This is a genomic window from Pseudomonas sp. Teo4, from assembly GCF_034387475.1.
In the GTDB taxonomy this organism is placed as follows: domain Bacteria; phylum Pseudomonadota; class Gammaproteobacteria; order Pseudomonadales; family Pseudomonadaceae; genus Aquipseudomonas.
This window is the reverse complement of sequence record NZ_JAXCIL010000001.1, coordinates 1,318,598-1,336,418: the sequence shown is the minus strand read 5'-3', so window position 1 is coordinate 1,336,418 and position 17,821 is coordinate 1,318,598. Positions and strand designations below refer to the sequence as shown.

At 64.1% G+C, this 17,821-nt stretch carries 11 protein-coding genes and 10 pseudogenes; 9 read left to right on the top strand and 12 right to left on the bottom strand.

Annotated elements, in window-relative coordinates:
* Window positions 1-59: 59 nt before the first annotated feature.
* From PspTeo4_RS06315 to PspTeo4_RS06305, 3 genes and pseudogenes are all read left to right on the top strand, one after another.
* Window positions 60-902: a cache domain-containing protein gene (locus PspTeo4_RS06315; protein ID WP_322362856.1), complete on the top strand. Its 843-nt coding sequence runs from the start codon at window positions 60-62 to the stop codon at window positions 900-902.
* Window positions 899-1,408 (top strand): annotated as a pseudogene (locus PspTeo4_RS06310) (diguanylate cyclase); the annotation flags it as partial. The gene PspTeo4_RS06315 and the pseudogene PspTeo4_RS06310, both read left to right, overlap by 4 nt.
* Window positions 1,409-1,512: 104 nt before the next feature.
* Window positions 1,513-1,557: pseudogene (locus PspTeo4_RS06305) on the top strand (hypothetical protein); the annotation flags it as partial.
* Between the two features lie 87 nt (window positions 1,558-1,644).
* Here PspTeo4_RS06305 and ureG read toward each other — a convergent pair.
* The 11 genes and pseudogenes from ureG to PspTeo4_RS29795 form a co-directional block, all read right to left on the bottom strand.
* Window positions 1,645-2,249: pseudogene (gene ureG / locus PspTeo4_RS06300) on the bottom strand (urease accessory protein UreG); the annotation flags it as partial.
* Window positions 2,250-2,260: 11 nt separating this feature from the next.
* Window positions 2,261-2,932, bottom strand: a complete 672-nt coding sequence (locus tag PspTeo4_RS06295) for an urease accessory protein UreF (protein ID WP_322362855.1) — start codon at window positions 2,930-2,932, stop codon at window positions 2,261-2,263.
* Complete coding sequence (locus tag PspTeo4_RS06290; protein ID WP_322362854.1) at window positions 2,932-3,477, bottom strand: HupE/UreJ family protein; 546 nt, start codon at window positions 3,475-3,477, stop codon at window positions 2,932-2,934. Before PspTeo4_RS06290 ends, PspTeo4_RS06295 begins: the two co-directional genes overlap by 1 nt.
* Window positions 3,478-3,495: 18 nt before the next feature.
* Window positions 3,496-3,977 (bottom strand): annotated as a pseudogene (gene ureE / locus PspTeo4_RS06285) (urease accessory protein UreE).
* A pseudogene (gene ureC / locus PspTeo4_RS06280) lies at window positions 3,974-5,697 on the bottom strand (urease subunit alpha). Before ureC ends, ureE begins: the two co-directional pseudogenes overlap by 4 nt.
* Window positions 5,694-6,011 carry an urease subunit beta gene (locus tag PspTeo4_RS06275; protein WP_322364803.1) on the bottom strand — a complete coding sequence of 106 codons (318 nt, stop codon included), beginning with the start codon at window positions 6,009-6,011 and terminating at the stop codon, window positions 5,694-5,696. Before PspTeo4_RS06275 ends, ureC begins: the two are co-directional and overlap by 4 nt.
* A gap of 10 nt (window positions 6,012-6,021) precedes the next feature.
* A complete protein-coding gene (locus PspTeo4_RS06270) occupies window positions 6,022-6,324 on the bottom strand; it encodes an urease subunit gamma (protein ID WP_322362853.1) in 303 nt (100 codons plus the stop codon).
* A gap of 9 nt (window positions 6,325-6,333) precedes the next feature.
* A complete protein-coding gene (locus tag PspTeo4_RS06265) occupies window positions 6,334-7,167 on the bottom strand; it encodes an urease accessory protein UreD (protein ID WP_322362852.1) in 834 nt (277 codons plus the stop codon).
* A 487-nt stretch (window positions 7,168-7,654) separates the two neighbouring features.
* Window positions 7,655-7,927, bottom strand: a complete 273-nt coding sequence (locus PspTeo4_RS29805; RefSeq protein WP_416196904.1) for a hypothetical protein — start codon at window positions 7,925-7,927, stop codon at window positions 7,655-7,657.
* Window positions 7,928-7,944: 17 nt separating this feature from the next.
* A pseudogene (locus tag PspTeo4_RS29800) lies at window positions 7,945-8,659 on the bottom strand (4-hydroxybenzoate 3-monooxygenase).
* Entirely contained in the window at window positions 8,566-8,838 is a 273-nt protein-coding gene (locus PspTeo4_RS29795; RefSeq protein WP_416196903.1) for an FAD-dependent monooxygenase, read from the bottom strand. The pseudogene PspTeo4_RS29800 and the gene PspTeo4_RS29795 overlap by 94 nt, the downstream one beginning before the upstream one ends.
* A 173-nt stretch (window positions 8,839-9,011) precedes the next feature.
* On the opposite strand from PspTeo4_RS29795, the gene PspTeo4_RS06255 reads away from it, so the two are divergent.
* The 6 genes and pseudogenes from PspTeo4_RS06255 to PspTeo4_RS06220 all read left to right on the top strand — a co-directional run bounded on the left by PspTeo4_RS06255 (window position 9,012) and on the right by PspTeo4_RS06220 (window position 17,041).
* Window positions 9,012-9,896 carry a helix-turn-helix domain-containing protein gene (locus PspTeo4_RS06255; RefSeq protein WP_322362851.1) on the top strand — a complete coding sequence of 295 codons (885 nt, stop codon included), beginning with the start codon at window positions 9,012-9,014 and terminating at the stop codon, window positions 9,894-9,896.
* A 54-nt stretch (window positions 9,897-9,950) separates the two neighbouring features.
* Window positions 9,951-10,349: a MerR family DNA-binding transcriptional regulator gene (locus PspTeo4_RS06250; RefSeq protein ID WP_322362850.1), complete on the top strand. Its 399-nt coding sequence runs from the start codon at window positions 9,951-9,953 to the stop codon at window positions 10,347-10,349.
* A gap of 20 nt (window positions 10,350-10,369) precedes the next feature.
* Window positions 10,370-11,271 (top strand): annotated as a pseudogene (locus PspTeo4_RS06245) (hydroxymethylglutaryl-CoA lyase).
* Window positions 11,272-12,064: 793 nt separating this feature from the next.
* A pseudogene (gene ccoG, locus PspTeo4_RS29790) lies at window positions 12,065-13,465 on the top strand (cytochrome c oxidase accessory protein CcoG).
* 39 nt (window positions 13,466-13,504) lie between these two features.
* A pseudogene (gene mapR, locus PspTeo4_RS06225) lies at window positions 13,505-14,909 on the top strand (GntR family transcriptional regulator MpaR).
* A gap of 56 nt (window positions 14,910-14,965) precedes the next feature.
* Window positions 14,966-17,041: pseudogene (locus tag PspTeo4_RS06220) on the top strand (PAS domain-containing protein).
* A gap of 9 nt (window positions 17,042-17,050) precedes the next feature.
* On the opposite strand, the gene PspTeo4_RS06215 reads toward PspTeo4_RS06220, so the two are convergent.
* Window positions 17,051-17,797, bottom strand: a complete 747-nt coding sequence (locus tag PspTeo4_RS06215; RefSeq protein ID WP_322362849.1) for an SDR family oxidoreductase — start codon at window positions 17,795-17,797, stop codon at window positions 17,051-17,053.
* Window positions 17,798-17,821: the final 24 nt, after the last annotated feature.

Sequence of the window (17,821 nt, the reverse complement as noted above, 5' to 3'; positions counted from 1 at the left end):
CTGTATTTGCCCGGAAACCGGCCATACTTGAGCGCATCGCCCCGCCCCACAGGCCCACCATGCCCAGACGCCGACTTCGCCTCGACCTGCGTAACCTCGTGCTCGGCATGGTGGTACTGGCCTGCCTGGCGACCTTGGGCAACACGCTTTTCGTGGCCTATCAGGTACAGCAAAACGCCCTGGTCGGCTTTACCCTTCACGCCAACCAGGCCTATGCCCGTAAAGTGGCTTCCAGCATCAGCGAGTTCCTGCAGTCGGCCCACAGCCACTTGCACTACAGCGCTCGCCAACTGAGCGGGGGCCTTGGCGACACAGCACTGCTCAACGCCGAGGTGCGGCGTCTGCGGCTACAGGACCAAGACTTCAATTCCATCATCATCGCCAACGCCGACGGCGAGGTGCTTGAGGCCTACCCCGATATCCGCCAAGCCACCAGTCACCCGCGTCACTCACCGGAAATCCAGCAGGCCCTGGCGGCTCGGAAGCGTTTCGTGAGCTCCGCCTTCATCTCCCGTGGCGGTAACCTGGTGATCTTCATTTCCGAGCCGATCTTCGCTGCCGACGGCAGCTACCTGGGCATCGTGGGTGGCTCGGTATTCCTCAAGAAGGAAAGTGCACTGCACACGACCATCGGTTCGCACTTTCAGCTCGACGGCACCATTGTCTTCGTCGGGGACACCAAGCGGCAGCTGCTCTACCATACCAACCCTGAACTGATTGGCACCCAGATCGACGGCAGCCCGACCCTGGATGCGGCGTTACGCGGCGAAGGCGGCATTCTGGATGCCCCCAACTACGTCGGCGTACCCATGCTCGCCGGCTTTGCCCCGGTTGCGCAGACACACTGGGCGGTGGTGGCCCAACAGCCACGGGAAATCGCCCTCGCCCGCTGCGCGAGATGATGCGAAAGGTGCTGTTGTACAGCATGCCCACCGCCGTCATTGGCCTGCTGCTGATCTTGTGGATGGCTCACCGTCTGACCAAACCCCTGCGCCAACTGGCCCAGAGCGCGACCCAACTTTCGGCCAACGAAACCAGCGAGCAACTGCATCGCATCGATGCCTGGTACACCGAAGCTGCCGCCATCAGCCGTGCATTGCTCACAGGCGGGCAGTTACTGCAGGACAAGTTCCGCACATTGCGCGATCAGGCGCAGAACGACGCCTTGACAGGCCTGCCCAACCGCCGGGCGCTACAGTTGGCGCTGGACACCCTGATGATCAGCGGTGAGATGTTCGCCGTGCTGGCACTGGATATCGACCACTTCAAGCGAGTAAACGACACGTACGGCCATGACGCAGGCGATGATGTGCTCAAACATCTTGCCGATCTTTTGCGACACAGCTCACGCCAGCAAGACCTGCCCTGCCGAGTCGGCGGTGAAGAGTTCATCATGCTGCTGCCTGGCACTGGCGTAGCCGATGCCAGGCGCATCGCCGAACGTATCCGCGAGGCCGTCGAACTGTCGAGGCCGACACGCCTTATGTCGGCCGGCTTACATTGTCCATCGGCGTGGCCTGTCGGCAGGCGGACACCGAACAGGCCGAAACCTTGCTCAAGCAGGCAGATGAGCAGCTGTACAGGGCCAAGCAGAATGGCCGCAACCGAGTGGAAGTGCTGGGCCTCAACCCCGCACGCCCAGCATCCCCGCTCAACGATGAAGTCGATCACCGCCTGCAACCCCTCGCCTTTCTTCAGGTTGCTGAACGTCCACGGCCGCTGCGGGCGCATGCGTTGGGTATCACGCTCCATCACTTCCAGCGAAGCACCGACATAGGGCGCCAGGTCGGTCTTGTTGATCACCAGGAAGTCGGATTTGGTAATGCCTGGCCCACCCTTGCGCGGAATCTTCTCGCCTTCGGCCACGTCGATCACGTAGATGGTCAGGTCGGCCAATTCGGGGCTGAAGGTGGCGCTGAGGTTGTCGCCGCCGCTTTCCACGAAGATCACTTCGAGGTTGCCGAACTTGCGCGCGCCAGGGCTTCCACGGCGGCCAGGTTCATCGAGGCATCCTCGCGGATGGCGGTGTGCGGGCAACCACCGGTTTCAACGCCGACAATGCGTTCGGGTTCCAGGGCGCCGGCCTCGGTGAGGATGCGTTGGTCTTCCTTGGTGTAGATGTCGTTGGTGACCACGGCGATCTGGTAGTGGTCGCGCATGGCCTTGCACAGGGCTTCGAGCAAGGCGGTCTTGCCCGAACCGACCGGGCCGCCGACACCGACGCGCAGGGGTTGCTGATAAGTTTGCATGTAGGCAGTCCTCAAGAACGGAACAAACGGGTGTATTGGGTTTCGTGGCGTGACGAGGCGATCGCCAGCAGCGGCAGGCCGCCGCCGAGCTGGTCGTCGTCCAGCGCCAAGGCGTGATCGAGCACGCTGGAAAGTTCTTCGCCCAGGTCGCGCAGCAGCGTCTGGGCGGCCTGTTGGCCAAACGGCACCAACTTGACCCCGGCCATCACCGCGCCTTCCAGCCAGGCAAAACCATGGCCCAGGCCAACTGGCGCAGCGGGATCGACCAATGGGCGCCAAGCCAGGCCATGCCGCCCAGCTGGCTGAGTTCCAGGCTGGCACGCCAGGCCGGGTCCTGGCCCAGTTGCCAACCGTCGAGCATGCGTGTCAGCGCCGCGCCGCTGCTGCTCTTCAAGGCGCAGTTCGGCGGTTTCGCGGTTGGCCAGCAAGAACCGGCTCCAGTGGCCGAACGCCTCGGCATCGCGGGCCTGGCTGGCGCGATACAGGCGCGCCAGCACTGGCCAGTCGAGGTAGCCGAGGGTGTCGTGCAACTGTTCACGCTGCCAGGCGCTGAAGCTGGCGATGTCGCGCACCCAGCCCGCCTCGACGGCCCACTCCAGCCCTTGCGAATAGGTAAACCCGCCCACTGGCAGGCCGGGGCTGGCCAGTTGCAGCAGGCGTAGCAGTGCCAGGTCGCTGTTCATCAGCCGGCCAGCACCACGGCGGCGCCAGCCAGCAGGCCGCCACCGAAGGCTTTTTGCAGGCCGCTGTGGCGACGCAGCAGGCAACCGACGGCGAACCCGACCACCAGCAGCAAACCGCTGACGGTGACGAAGCCGGCGCTGAACAGCCAGAAGGCGCTAGGGGTGGCCTCGACGCCGTGGGCCCAGCCGTGGAACAGCGCGAACACCGGCATGGCCAGGGCCAGCAACACCTGACGGCTGGGCAGCAGCATCGCGCCAGCGGCAACCAGCAGCGACGCGGTGATCATGGTTTCCATGCCCAGTACGTCACCGAACAAGTGGCCGCACACAGCGCCACCGAACATTGCCGCCAGGGTGGCCAACGGCAGGGTCAGGTTGCGGCGGGTCAGCGCGGCGAGCACGCCGGTGCCCAGCAGCATCAGCAGGTGGTCGAGGCCGGTCAGCGGGTGCAGCAGGCCGTCGTGCAGCGGGTTGGCGTCATGGCCTGGGTGGGCGAAGGCCGGCAAGGCCACCATCAGCAAGGCAAGGGCAATCGTTTTTTTCATGGTTGGCTCCAAAGGGCTTCAGGAATGGGCAGGCAGGCGCACGAACAAATGGTCGCTGTGGCTGTGGCTATGCGGTGCGCTTTGGTAGGCGCCGGCTTCCGGCTCGAACGGGCCTGTTCGGCTTCCACCGTCAGGCCCAGGCCGCGCAGCATGTCGTCCAGCACGTGATCGTGCTGGAAACGCAGCAGGCCCGGCTCGATCTGCAGTGGCACATGGCGGTTGCCCAGGTGGTAGGCGGCGCGAGCCAGCAGGTGTGGGTCGGCGCAGCGCACCGTGGACACCGCTTCCGGCGCGGCCAGCACGCGAATCACCTGGCTGCCGTCGGCATCGCCGAGCAGCTCGCCACCGCGCAGCAGGTGACCGCGTTCGAGCATCAGCCCGGCCTCCCGACCGTCGTCGAGGGTGACGCGCAGGCGGCTCTTGATGCGGCTGTCCACATCCAGGGTGACGGTGCCGGTAACAGTGTCGGATGCAGAAATCCGGCGGGTCAGGACAATCATGTTGGCTCCTTCCAGAACAGGAAATAACGCTGGGCCAGCGGCAGCTCGCTGGCCGGCTCGCACACCAGCAGTTCGCCGTCGGCGCGCACCTGGTAGGTTTGCGAATCGACTTCGATCACCGGTTGCAGGGTGTTGTGCACCATGTCGGCCTTGCGCACCTGGCGGCAGCCGTGGGCCACGCCGATCAGGCTGCACAGCCCCAGTTCCTCGGCCAGGCCACGGTCCATGGCGGCCTGCGACAGGAAGGTCATGCGCGTGGCATGGCGTGCCGCGCCAAGGGCGCCGAACATCGGCCGGTAGTGCACTGGCTGCGGCGTCGGGATCGAGCCGTTGATATCGCCCATGGGCGCGGTGGCGATCATGCCGCCCTTGATCACCAGGGCCGGTTTGACTGCGAAGAAGGCTGGCGCCCACAGCACCAGGTCAGCCAGCTTGCCCACTTCCACCGAGCCGACTTCATGGGGCGATGCCATGGGTCAGCGCCGGGTTGATGGTGTACTTGGCGATGTAGCGCTTGACCCGGAAGTTGTCGCTGTAGGCAGTGTCCGGGGCCAGCGGGCCGCGCCGCAGTTTCATCTGGTGCGCCACCTGCCAGGTGCGCAGCACCACTTCGCCGACCCGGCCCATGGCCTGGGAGTCGGACGAGGTCATGGCGAAGGCGCCCATGTCGTGGAGGATGTCTTCGGCGGCGATGGTTTCGCGGCGAATGCGCGACTCGGCGAAGGCCACGTCCTCGGCGATGCTTGGGTCCAGGTGGTGGCAGACCATGAGCATGTCCAGGTGCTCGTCGACGGTGTTGACCGTGTACGGCAGGGTCGGGTTGGTCGAGGACGGCAGCACGTTGGCCTGCCCTGCCGCGCGGATGATGTCCGGCGCGTGGCCACCGCCCGCGCCTTCGGTGTGGAAGGTGTGGATGGTGCGATCGCCGATGGCAGCCAGGGTGTCCTCGATGCAGCCGGACTCGTTGAGGGTGTCGGTGTGGATCGCCACCTGGATGTCCATTTCCTCCGCCACGCCCAGGCAGCAGTCGATGGCCGCAGGGGTCGACCCCAGTCCTCGTGCAGTTTCAGGCCCACTGCGCCAGCGGTAATCTGCTCACGCAGTGCTTCAGGTTGCGAGGCGTTGCCCTTGCCCAGCAGGCCGATGTTGATCGGCAGGCAATCGGCGGCCTGGAGCATGCGCGCCAGGTACCAGTACCAGGGCCTGGCGTGCAGGTGGTGGCGTTGGTGCCGGTGGCTGGCCCGGTGCCGCCGCCGACGAAGGTGGTGACACCACTGGTCAGCGCCTCCTCCACCTGCTGCGGGCAGATGAAGTGGATGTGCGAATCGATGCCGCCTGCGGTGACGATCTTTCCTTCGGCGGCGATCACTTCGGTGCCTGGCCCGACCGGTACGGTCACGCCCGGCTGCACGTCGGGGTTGCCGGCCTTGCCGATGGCGGCGATGCGGCCGTGCTTGACGCCGATATCGGCCTTGACAATGCCCCAGTGGTCGATGATCAGCGCGTTGGTCAGCACCAGGTCCATGGCCTCGGCCGCCAGCATCTGGCCTTGGCCCATGCCGTCACGAATGACCTTGCCACCGCCGAACTTGACCTCTTCGCCATAGATGGTGAAGTCCTTCTCCACCTCCACCCACAAGGCCGTGTCGGCCAGGCGCACGCGGTCGCCGACAGTGGGGCCGAACATGTCGGCGTAGGCCCGACGGGAAATACGGCTCATGCCTGCTCCTCCAGCGCGCCCATCAGCTTGCCCTGAAAGCCATACACTTCGCGCTTGCCGGCGTAGGCCACCAGCTGCACGGTGCGTGACTGGCCCGGTTCGAAGCGCACGGCGGTGCCGGCCGGAATGTCCAGGCGAAAGCCACGGGCGGGTTCACGCTCGAACACCAGCGCGTCGTTGACCTCGTAGAAGTGATAGTGCGACCCCACCTGCACCGGCCGGTCGCCATGGTTGGCCACGCTGACGCTGACGGTGGCGCGGCCAACATTGAGTTCGATGTCGCCATTGGCGACCTGGATTTCTCCGGGAATCATGTGCGGCTCCTCAGACGATGGGGTCATGCACGGTCACCAGCTTGGTGCCGTCCGGGAAGGTGGCTTCAACCTGCACGTCATGGATCATCTCGGCGACGCCCGCCATGACCTGGTCACGGCCCAACACCTCGCGGCCCAGGCTCATCAGTTCGGCCACCGTGCGACCATCGCGGGCGCCTTCGAGCACCGCGGCGCTGATCAACGCCACCGCTTCCGGGTAGTTGAGCTTCAGGCCACGGGCCAGACGCCGTTCCGCCAGCAGCGCGGCGGTGAACAGCAGCAGTTTGTCTTTCTCTCTTGGGGTCAATTCCATGGCGTGTTCTCAAGTGGCCCAGATGCGCGGCGGGCAGGCTGGCAGGCCGAGAACGGCCGGCCGCAGCACATGCCAGAGGCGCTGCAGGGTGCGTTGCAGATGTTGGTTGTCGTGGTCGAGCAGGCGAATCACCAGCAGTTGCCCCAGCAGCGTGGCACCGGCAGGAATGCCCAGCTCTTCGAGCATTGGCCGCACCTGCTCCAGCAGCGTTTGGTCAGCAGGTGCGGCGCAGAAGGTGGCGAGCAATGGGTGGCCGGCGACCTTGTCCAGGCGCCCGCCTTCGATGCGCAGGCGCTCGTGCAGGCCCGGGTCGCCGGGCATGTCGATGCGCAGGCGGCTGTCCAGTGCGCCTTGGTCGAAACGTTCGTTCATCACCGGTCGGCCCAGGCACAGGGTTTCCCACGCCAGCAGGCGCGCGCCGGGCTCAAGGGTGAAGCGGCTGTCGAGGCTCGCCCGGGCGCCGGAGAAGAAGATGCTGTCCTGCGGCAGCCATTCCAGGGTGCTGCCTGCTTGCAGGTGAAAGCGCTGGTGCAACCGGGCGGTGGGGCCGATGCTGCGGTAGAACTTGCTGGCCCCAGGCATGGTCAGCAGCGCATGGCTGCCCGGTTCCAGATGAATGTCCAGTTCAAGGCGGTCACCGGCGACGATGCCACCGGGTGGGTGCAGCACATAGACGTGGCACGGTGCACCTTCCGGGTAGAACGGGCGCTGCACCAAAAGAGGTCCGAAATGCCGGCGCGCACCAAGGCGGGTCACGCCGTCGCGCTCGACGAAGCGCAGCTGCAAGTGCGCGCTCCAGCCGGCATCCTGTTGCGTGTGTTCGATCTGCTCCGCGAGCGACATCCTGCGGCCCCTGATATCCGTGGCCTGGCGGCCGTTGAGAGGGTTCGGCGCGGCACCGCGGTGGGTTGCCTGCCTGACCACTCGATCAAATTCTTTGGCTGGATATAGCAGGTTGCGGGCCAACTACGCAGGTGAAGGAAAATGAAACATGTGCGGCGACTGCTCTGGCATCGGGCATGCAGGGCCATGGCGCACAAACGGGGGCGGCGTTTGGCCCTGTTTTGGGCCGCCGATTTGCAGGACCTGGTTTGCTGGCCATTGCAGACAAGCCGACGCTTACGGGTGCTGTAACTGGGGGAGCGGCTGCCTTGTATGGCCAGTACCGGCCTTATCGCCGGCAAGCCGGCTCCTACAGGTTCTGCAGTGGTCTTACGATTGGCGCAGTCCATGTGGGAGCCGGCTTGCCGGCGATCACCGGCAGAGCCGGTGCCATACACCTCGTTGTCTGCATCGCCGGCAAGCCGGCTCCCACAGGGTAGGCCGCGACCTACTCCACCGCTTCGTACGGCAGCCCGACGTAGTTTTCGGCGATGTTCACCAGACCGGCCGGCGAATTGAGGAAGTACTCGCGGTCAGCCTCCTGCATCTTCTGGTCCCAGGCATCCTTGTGGTCGCCGAAGTCGTGCAGCAGCTGGGTCATGAACCAGCTGAAGCGCTCGCCTTTCCACACCCGGCGCAGCGCCAGCGGCGAACACTGCGCCAGCAGGTCGGTACGGCCCTCGCGGTAAACCTTGAGCAGAATGCGGTACAGGTAGTTCACGTCCGACGCGGCCAGGTTCAGGCCCTGGCGCCAGTGGGCGGAACGATATGCGCGGCATCGCCGACCAGGAACAGGTTGCCGTACTGCATCGGCTCGACCACCTGGCTGCGCAGCGGCGCGATGCTTTTTCCAGTGCAGGGCCAGTGACCAGGCGCTCGGCCACATCTTCGGGCAGGCGTGCCTTGAGCTCATCCCAGAAGCGCTCGTCGGACCAGTCCTCCACGCGCTCCTCCAGCGGAACCTGCAGGTAATAGCGGCTGCGGGTGTGGGAACGCTGGCTGCACAACACGAAACCGCGCTCGTGGTGGGCGTAGATCAGCTCGTGGTTCACCGGCGGGGTATCGGCCAACAAGCCCAGCCAACCGAACGGATAGACGCGCTCGTAGTGCTTGAGCACACCTTCGGGAATGCTCTGGCGCGACACGCCGTGGAAACCATCGCAGCCGGCAATGTAGTCGCAGTCCAGGCGGTGCGTCTGGCCGTCTTTCTCGTAGGTCAGATAGGGCGCTCGCCTTTGAGTTCGTGAGGCTGCACGTTGCTGGCGGAATAGATAGTGAGGGCACCGCTGGCCTGGCGGGCCTCCATTAGGTCGCGGGTCACTTCGGTCTGGCCGTAGACCATGACGGTCTTGCCGCCGGTCAGGGTCTTGAGGTCCAGGCGCTGGCGGCGCCCGCCCACCAGCAGCTCGACGCCTTCGTGAACCAGCCCTTCGCTGTCCATGCGCTCGGACACACCAGCCTCGCGCAGCAGGTCGACGGTGCCCTGCTCCAGCACACCGGCGCGGATGCGGCCCAATACGTATTCAGGGTTTGGCGTTCGACGATGACGGTGTCGATGCCGGCTTTATGCAACAGCTGGCCAAGCAGCAGGCCGGACGGGCCTGCGCCGATGATTGCAACCTGAGTGTTCATTGTTGTTGTCTCTTGTTCTGGCGATGCCAGCCCACGACTGGCAGTGGCTGGGCATCTGCTGTTAGGGTTTGCCCTTGCATTTTTACTGGCACTGGCCCTCAAAAAGTGTGCTATCCCATGTAAAAACTGCACTTTTACAAAAAACGTTCGATTAACGGACAGGTGTAAGCGCAATGAAATCCACCCTCCCCGGCGTCCCGCTGTTCCAGCTGTATGGCGAAAACCAGGCCTGGCCCAGCACCGACCTGCTGCACTGCGAGACCATCCCGGTGCGCAGCCGGCTGCACCACTGGGAGATCAAGCCGCACCAGCACGCCGACCTGTTCCAGTTGCTGTACGTGCAGCGGGGCCAGGCCCAGGTGGAAATCGAAGGCAAGCACAGCGAAATCAGCGAAGCCGCAATTCAGGTGGTGCCGCCACTGACGGTGCATGGCTTTCGCTTCAGCGCCGACATTCAGGGGCATGTGGTGACCTTCGGCTCGGCCCTTGTAGCGGATCTGGAACAACGCCTGGGTGCACCGCTGCGGGTGCTTTCCACACCCGCCTGCTACCCGCTGGGCAAGGACCGCCAGCGCCTGCGCAGCCTGATCGAGACCTTGCAGCAGGAATACCAGGGCAATGCCCCGGCGCGGGCGACCATGCTGCAGGCGCTGGTCACCGCACTGATGGTGTGGATCAGCCGTCGCCAGCAACAGGGGCTGGCGCCACGCAACCGCGACGAACGCGACCGTTTGCTGCTGGGCCAGTACTTGCGACTGGTCGAGGCGCACTATCGTGAACACCTGTCGGTGGAGGACTTTGCCGCACGCCTGAACATTTCCAGCCTGCAACTCAACCAGCTGTGCCGCGAGCTGAGCGGCCAGACCGCCCTGCAGGTGGTGCACCAGCGCCTGCTGCTGGAGGCCCGGCGCAACCTGATCTACACGCGCATGAGCATCAGCCAGCTGTCGGACAGCCTGGGCTTCAGCGACCCGACCTACTTTGCACGGTTCTTCAAACGGCTGAGCGGCCAGACGCCCAATGCATTCAGGCGCTCGCCTTCGCACGCCCCTGCTTGACGTATACGTCAACCTGCCATTAGGTTAGCCACATACCTTCCTGCGAGCCCGAGCATGAGCAGCCAGACCTACAGCATTTCCGACCTGTCCCGCGAGCTGGACATCACCACCCGCGCCATCCGCTTCTATGAGGAACAGGGCCTGCTGAGCCCGGAGCGCCGCGGCCTGGAGCGCATCTATTCGGCCCGTGACAAGGTCAGCCTCAAGCTCATCCTGCGGGGCAAGCGCATCGGCTTCTCGCTGGCAGAATGCCGTGAACTGATCGAGCTGTACGACCCCACCAGCGGCAACCTCAAGCAGCTCAACAGCATGCTGGCGAAAATCGCCGAACGGCGCGCCCAGCTGGAGCAGCAGATGCTCGACATCCACCAGATGCAACTGGAACTGGACACCGCCCAGGAGCGCTGCGAGCAGGCCCTGGCCGCCACCTTGAACAAGAACGACCACCGTTGACCCGCCACAGGAACCCTGCCATGTCCTTGCCCAAACACGTTCGCCTGGTCGAAGTTGGCCCGCGCGACGGCCTGCAGAACGAAGCCCAGCCCATCAGCGTTGCCGACAAGGTGCGCCTGGTGGACGACCTCACCGAGGCGGGGCTGAGCTACATCGAAGTCGGCAGTTTCGTTTCGCCCAAATGGGTGCCGCAGATGGCGGGCTCGGCCGAGGTGTTCGCAGGCATCAAGCAGCGCCCTGGTGTTACCTACGCCGCCCTGGCGCCCAACCTGCGCGGGTTCGAAGACGCGCTGGCGGCGGGCGTGAAGGAAGTCGCGGTATTCGCCGCCGCCTCCGAGGCCTTCTCCCAACGCAACATCAACTGCTCGATCAGCGAAAGCCTCAAGCGCTTCGAACCGATCATGGAAGCGGCACGCAACCACGGCGTGCGAGTGCGCGGCTATGTGTCCTGCGTGCTCGGCTGCCCCTATGAAGGCAAGGTCAGCGCCGAACAGGTCGCACCGGTCGCCCGCGCCCTGCATGAGATGGGCTGCTACGAGGTTTCGCTGGGCGACACCATCGGTACCGGCACCGCTGGCGATACCCGACGCCTGTTCGAAGTGGTGTCGGCCCAGGTGCCACGCGAACAGCTGGCCGGGCACTTCCATGACACCTACGGCCAGGCCCTGGCCAACGTCTATGCCAGCCTGCTCGAAGGCATCAGCGTGTTCGACAGCTCGGTCGCAGGCCTGGGGGCTGCCCCTACGCCAAGGGCGCCACCGGCAACATCGCGACCGAAGACGTGCTGTATCTGCTGCAAGGGCTGGGCATCGACACCGGCATTGACCTTGACCGGCTGATTGCCGCTGGGCAGCGCATCAGCGATGTGCTGGGCCGTGCCAACGGTTCGCGGGTAGCACGGGCACGCAGCAGCGTGTGCTGAGTCACACGGGTGTCACATGTGTGTGGGCGGAGTGTTACCGCCCACACAATTTTCAGAAAAAAATCGGGTAACAGGGAAACAAATCGACAGAATTTCAGGTCGCCCGACGACGACCAAAATGCCAAGCCATTGATTTTAAAGGCTTTTAAAAAGTTGGCACGGCACCTGCTATATCTTTGGCATAACAAGAACAAAAACGTGACACCCAATAAAAACAACAGGTAACGGCTCTGACATAACAAAAACAACACGGCAGAGGCGTAGCAAGCAGATTTTTTTGGAGTAGGCAAGCTTTTCAGGGGTTCGCCCCGCGGTCTGACACAGAACAATAAAACTACCTTCAGGTAGCGGCAGTCAGCATCGGGTCAGTCATGATGAAAGCAGGTCAGCGCTCAAAAAAATACGTTTGCTCTTGACCCCGAATGGGGTCGCCCGCGACATCAAGACAGGCCAACAAAAACAACAAAAAGCCAGTCTTCAATAATAAAAAGAGCAGGCAACAACGCTTTGAGGGGAGCTTCGGCTCCCCTCAGTGCTTCCTGGCTTTCCCCTCCAGCTTCATCCCCCCCTCCCCCCAATACCAATGCCCAACACCAATGCCCAACTCAAATGCCAGGTGCGGTGGAACGCCGCAGGTATCTGACCGACAACGTCACAAGCCCCGTAATTCGTGACCTCATCGGGCTGACGATGCTATCTGATATGGTTTTTATCGGTAAATCTGAGCCTGTGCTGAAAACAGCTCGAGGGCCATAGTGCTCTTGCCTGATCCAGGCCTGATGAGCACCGAGCCATGAACCAACGCATTCCTGTCATCGAGATCGCCCCGTCCGAGGCCAAGCCCCGCAACCACCAGGCCGACACGGGCATCCACACCCGCAGCTTCACCGGCCTGTACCGCAACCTGCGAATAGCCTTCGCCGGCGCCCTGTTCGTGCTGTTCTTCGGTACCGCGTGGCTGAACTGGAATGGCCGTCAGGCCGTGCTGTGGGACCTGTCCAGCAGCAAGTTCCACATCTTTGGCGCCACGTTCTGGCCGCAGGACTTCATCCTGCTCTCGGCCCTGCTGATCATCTGTGCCTTCGGCCTGTTCGCCATCACCGTCTACGCCGGCCGGGTGTGGTGCGGCTACAGCTGCCCGCAGAGCACCTGGACCTGGCTGTTCATGTGGTGCGAAAAAGTCGCCGAGGGTGACCGCAACCAGCGCATCAAGCTTGCCGCCGCGCCCTGGAGCCTGGCGAAGGTGGCACGCCGCACGCTCAAGCACAGCCTATGGCTGGCAATCGGTGTACTGACCGGACTCACCTTCGTGGGCTACTTCACCGATCCGCCCCCTGGCGGCCGAGCTGTTCACCTTGCAACTGGGCGGCGTGGCGCTGTTCTGGGTGCTGTTCTTCACCGCCGCCACCTACATCAACGCCGGCTGGCTGCGCGAGGCGGTGTGCCTGCACATGTGCCCGTATGCGCGCTTCCAGAGCGTGATGTTCGACAAGGACACCCTGGCCGTGGCCTACGACCCGCGTCGCGGCGAGGCCCGCGGGCGCGCAAGAAAGGCAGCGACGCCCGCGCCCAGGGCCTGGGCGATTGCATCGATTGCACCCTGTGCGTGCAGGTCTGCCCCACCGGCATCGACATCCGCGACGGCCTGCAGATGGCCTGCATCGGCTGCGCCGCCTGTATCGATGCCTGCGACGGGGTGATGGACAAGATGGGCTACCCGCGCGGGCTGATCGGCTACAAGTCCGAACACAGCCTGCAAGGTGGCACCACCCACTGGTTGCGCCCGCGCCTGCTGGGCTATGCCGCCGCCCTGTTGGTGATGATAGGCGCGCTGGTGGTGGCCCTGCAGATGCGCCCGATGGTATCGCTGGACGTGATCAAGGACCGTGGCCTGTTCCGTGAGAACGCCCTGGGGCAAATCGAGAACATCTACCTGCTCAAAGTCATCAACAAGACCGAACAGACCCAGCGCTATCAGCTGCGCCTGGACGATGCCGAAGGCTTCGAACTGCATGGCCCGGGTGAGCTGATCGTCGCCGCAGGAGAAATGAGCGAACTTCCGGTATCGGTCGCGATGCTGGCCGAGCGTCCGAGCAGTAGCTCGCAAACACTGAGCTTCGTGATTGAAGACACTGACGAGCCTGAGGTGCGCAGTGTCGCGCAAAGCCGCTTCGTAGCGCCGATGAACCGCTGATCCCTTACACTGCCACCAAGGCCACGACAGTTATCCACGATGAAACGTTACGAACGATTTGCCGACGACATAGCCGAACTGATCCGCACCGGCGTGCTCGGCCCCGGCCAGCGCGTACCTTCGGTGCGCTACGCCAGCCAAACGCACGGCGTCAGCCCGTCCACGGTGTTCCAGGCCTATTACCTGCTTGAGCGCCGCGGGCTGATCCGCGCCCGGCCACGCTCGGGGTATTTCGTCAACGCCCACGCACCGCGCCCGTTCAGCGAGCCGCAATCGCTGCCGCCGATCAGCGAATCCACCGAGGTGGATGTCAGCGCGCTGGTGTTCTCGATTCTCGAATCGATCAAGGACCCCAACACCGTGCCGTTCGGCTCGGCCTTCCCCAGCCCCGAGCTGTTCCCGCTGCAACGCCTGTCGCGATCGCTGGCCAGTGCCAGCCGAACCATGGACCCGCGCATGGTGGTCACCGACCTTTCCCCGGCAACCCGCAATTGCGCCGGCAAATTGCCCTGCGCTACATGGTCAGCGGGTTGATGCTGCCAATGGAGGAGCTGCTGATCACCAATGGCGCGCTGGAAGCGCTGAACCTGTGCCTGCAGGCTGTCACCGAACCCGGCGACCTGGTGGCCATCGAAGCCCCCGCCTTCTATGCCTGCCTGCAGGTGCTGGAGCGGCTCAAGCTCAAGGCAGTGGAGATTCCGGTACACCCTCGCGAAGGCATGGACCTGGGGGTACTGGCGCAGACCTTGGACAAGCACCCGGTCAAAGCGGTGTGGTGCATGACCAACTTCCAGAACCCCATCGGCGCCAGCATGCCGAAGCCAAGAAGCAGGCCTTGGTCGAGTTGCTGCGCCGCCACCAGGTGCCGCTTATCGAAGACGATGTCTACGCCGAGCTGTACTACGCCCAGCAAGCGCCAAAACCCGCCAAGGCCTTCGACACCGAAGGCCTGGTGATGCACTGCGGCTCGTTCGCCAAAAGCTTGGCCCCGGCTACCGGATCGGCTGGGTCGCCGCCGGACGCTTTGCCCAGAAGGTCGAACGCCTGAAACTGATGACCTCGCTTTGTGCCTCCATGCCCGCCCAGGCCGCCATCGCCGACTACCTGCAGCACGGCGGCTACGACCGCCACCTGCGCAAGCTGCGCTATGCCCTGGAAGGCCAGCAGGCCAACATGCTGGCCGCCATTGCCCGCTACTTCCCGGCGCAGACACGGGTCAGCCAGCCTTCCGGGGCTACTTCCTGTGGCTGGAACTGCCCGAGCAGATGGACGCTCTCAAACTATTCCACATGGCGCTGGCCCAGGGCATCAGCATCGCCCCGGGCCGATCTTTTCGCCGACCCGCCGCTTCGGCAACTGCATTCGCCTGAACTACGGCAGCCCTTGGCATGACGGTGCCGAACAGGCCATGGAAACACTGGGGCGCATCGTGCGATCGTTCTAGCCGCCACCGGGGCGGGCAGGCTAAAGTTGGTCAATGCCCTACTGTCGGACGCCTGCATGCCCCACCGAGAACTGCACCACTTGCGCCAGCAACTCGAAGCACTGCAACAGCGCAACCGCGAACTTGAAAGCACATTGGCGCAGCAACAGGCGCTGGATGATGGCCTTTATCGCTTCCTGTTCGACACCATGGACGAAGGCTTCTGCATCATCGAGTTCTTCGATGGCCCGCACGGCCCGCTGAGCGACTACGTGCATGTGCTGGCCAACGCCGCCTACGCCAAGCACGCCGGCATTCCCAACGTGGTGGGGCAAAAGCTGCGCGAGATGGTCCCGGACGAAGCCGACGACTGGGTGGCACGCTATGGCGCCGTCCTGCGCACCGGCGAACCGCTGCACTTCGAGCAGGAACTGGTCGCCACCGGCCATGTGCTTTCGGTGACCACATTTCGTATCGAACCCCGGAAAAACGCCAGGTCGCGGTGCTGTTCAAGGACGTGACCGAACGCCGTCAGGCCGAGCTGGCTCTGCAGCAGCTCAACGAAGAGCTCGAACAACGGGTCAGCGAGGCACTGGCCGAGCGCAGGCTGTTCGCCGAATTGGTGGAGCACAGCGTGGTCAACGTGCATGTGATCGACAAAGGCATGCACTGGCTGGCCGTCAATCGACAGGCCAAGGAGGAATTCCATAATCTGTACGGCCGCACACCGGAAGTGGGCGACTACCTGCCCGAATTGATGGGTGACAAGGACAGCGACCGCACATTGATCCTGCCGCTGTGGCAGCGCGCCCCTGGCGGGCGAGCAATTCACTGAAATTGGCGCCTTTGGCGCCGAGCCGAACGTTCGTCACTACGAATTACGCTTCAATGCCTTGCGTGACCATGGTGGAGCGGTTCAAGGGGCCTACCTGTTCGCCTACGACATCAGCGAGCGAATCCAGGAGCAACAGCGCCGCATCAAGGCCGAAGAGGCGTTGCGCCAGTCACAGAAAATGGAAGCGGTTGGCCAGCTCGGTGGCGGCATCGCCCACGACTTCAACAACTTGCTGGGGAGCATCCTCGGCACCCAGGCACTGATGCGCCAACGTCTGGAGCAGGCACGCTTCGACGACCTCGCACCGCTGCTCGAACTGTCCAGTGGTTCGGCGCAGCGAGCCTCTTCGCTGGTCCACCGCCTCCTCGCGTTCTCCCGGCAGCAGACCCTGCAACCGCGGGCTACCCAGGTGGCCACGCTGGTGACGGAGATGGAGGAATTGGTGCGTCGCACCATTGGCCCCGGCATCACCTTGAGCAGTCGCTTCACCTCGCAACTGTGGCCCACGTTCATCGACCCTCCCCAGTTGGAAAGCGCATTGCTGAACCTGTGCATCAATGCCCGCGATGCCCTGCCCGACGGGGGCACCATCGATATCTTTGGTCAGAACATCGTGCTGGACGGCGACCAGGCGCGTCCGTTGGAGGTACCGCCCGGCGAGTATGTGTACCTGGCGGTGGTCGACAATGGTCGAGGGATGCCCGAGCACGTCGTGGCGCGCGCCGTCGACCCGTTCTTCACCACCAAACCCATGGGCCAAGGCACGGGCTGGGGTTATCGATGACCTACGGTTTCGTGCGCCAGTCTGGCGGGCAATTGCGTCTGCGCTCGACCGTGGGCGAAGGCACACGGGTGGAACTCTACCTGCCCCGCCACCATGAGCAACCCTCGCTGCCAGCCGCCGCGCCTCAAGCGCCTGCAAATGAACAAAGCCCGCACGACTGGGCAGCGAGTTCTGCTGGTCGAGGACCAAGCGGCGCTGCGCATGGTGGTCTGTGAAGTGCTGCAGGAACTGGGTTACCAGGTCGAAGCGTTCGAAAACGGCCCGGCCGCGCTAGCCCATCTACAAACCAGCGAGCGGCCAGATCTGCTGCTCAGTGACATCGGTTTGCCCGGTGGACTGAACGGCCGCCAGCTGGCCGAGCGCTGCCGAACGCAGTATCCCGACCTGAGCGTACTGTTCATCACCGGTTACGACGAAAGCGCTGCACTCAGCGATGGTCAGTTGCTTCAAGGGACTCGCGTGTTGACCAAGCCCTTCGCACTCGAAGCACTTGCCGACCAGGTGCGGCTGCTGCTTGACGGCGAGCAGCCCTGACAGGCGGCGTTACCGTCCGCCACCCAGGTCGATGAAACTGCCAGTGGAATAGGACGCCTTGTCCGATAACAGCCAGAGAATCGCCTCGGCGACTTCCTCTGGCCGCCCACCCCGCCCCATGGGCAGGCCCGGTTCGAGCTTGGCCACCCGCTCCGGGTCGCCGGACAGGGCATGGAGGCCTGTGTGGATGTAGCCCGGGCGCACACCATTGACCCGCACGCCCTCGCCGGCCACCTCTTTGGCAAGGCCAATGGTGAAGGTGTCGAGCGCCCCTTTGGACGCGGCATAGTCGACGTATTCGTTGGGCGAGCCCAAGCGCGCCGCCACCGAAGACACGTTGACGATGGCGCCGCCCTGCCCGCCATGGCGACGGGACATGCGCCGCAGCGCGTGCTTGGCGCACAGCATCGGCCCGACCACGTTGGTTTTCATCACCTTGAGCAAGCGAAACTCCGACATGTCCTCGACCCGGCTCTGCTGGGCGATGGTGCCGGCGTTGTTGACCAGCGCAGTGACCGGGCCCAGCTCGTGGTCGACCCGCTGGAACAACTGGATCACCTCGTCCTCTACGCTGGCATCGGCACGCACGGCGATGGCTTCGGCACCCAACGCGCGGACCTGGGCCAGAACGCCTTCGGCGGCCCGATCATCGGCATGGTAGTTGATACAGATGCGGTAACCCTGCTGAGCCGCCAGCAACGCAGTGGCGGCGCCGATGCCACGGCTGGCACCGGTGATGACGATAACGTTGTCCATGGATCTGCCAATCGCCTGGTTGGA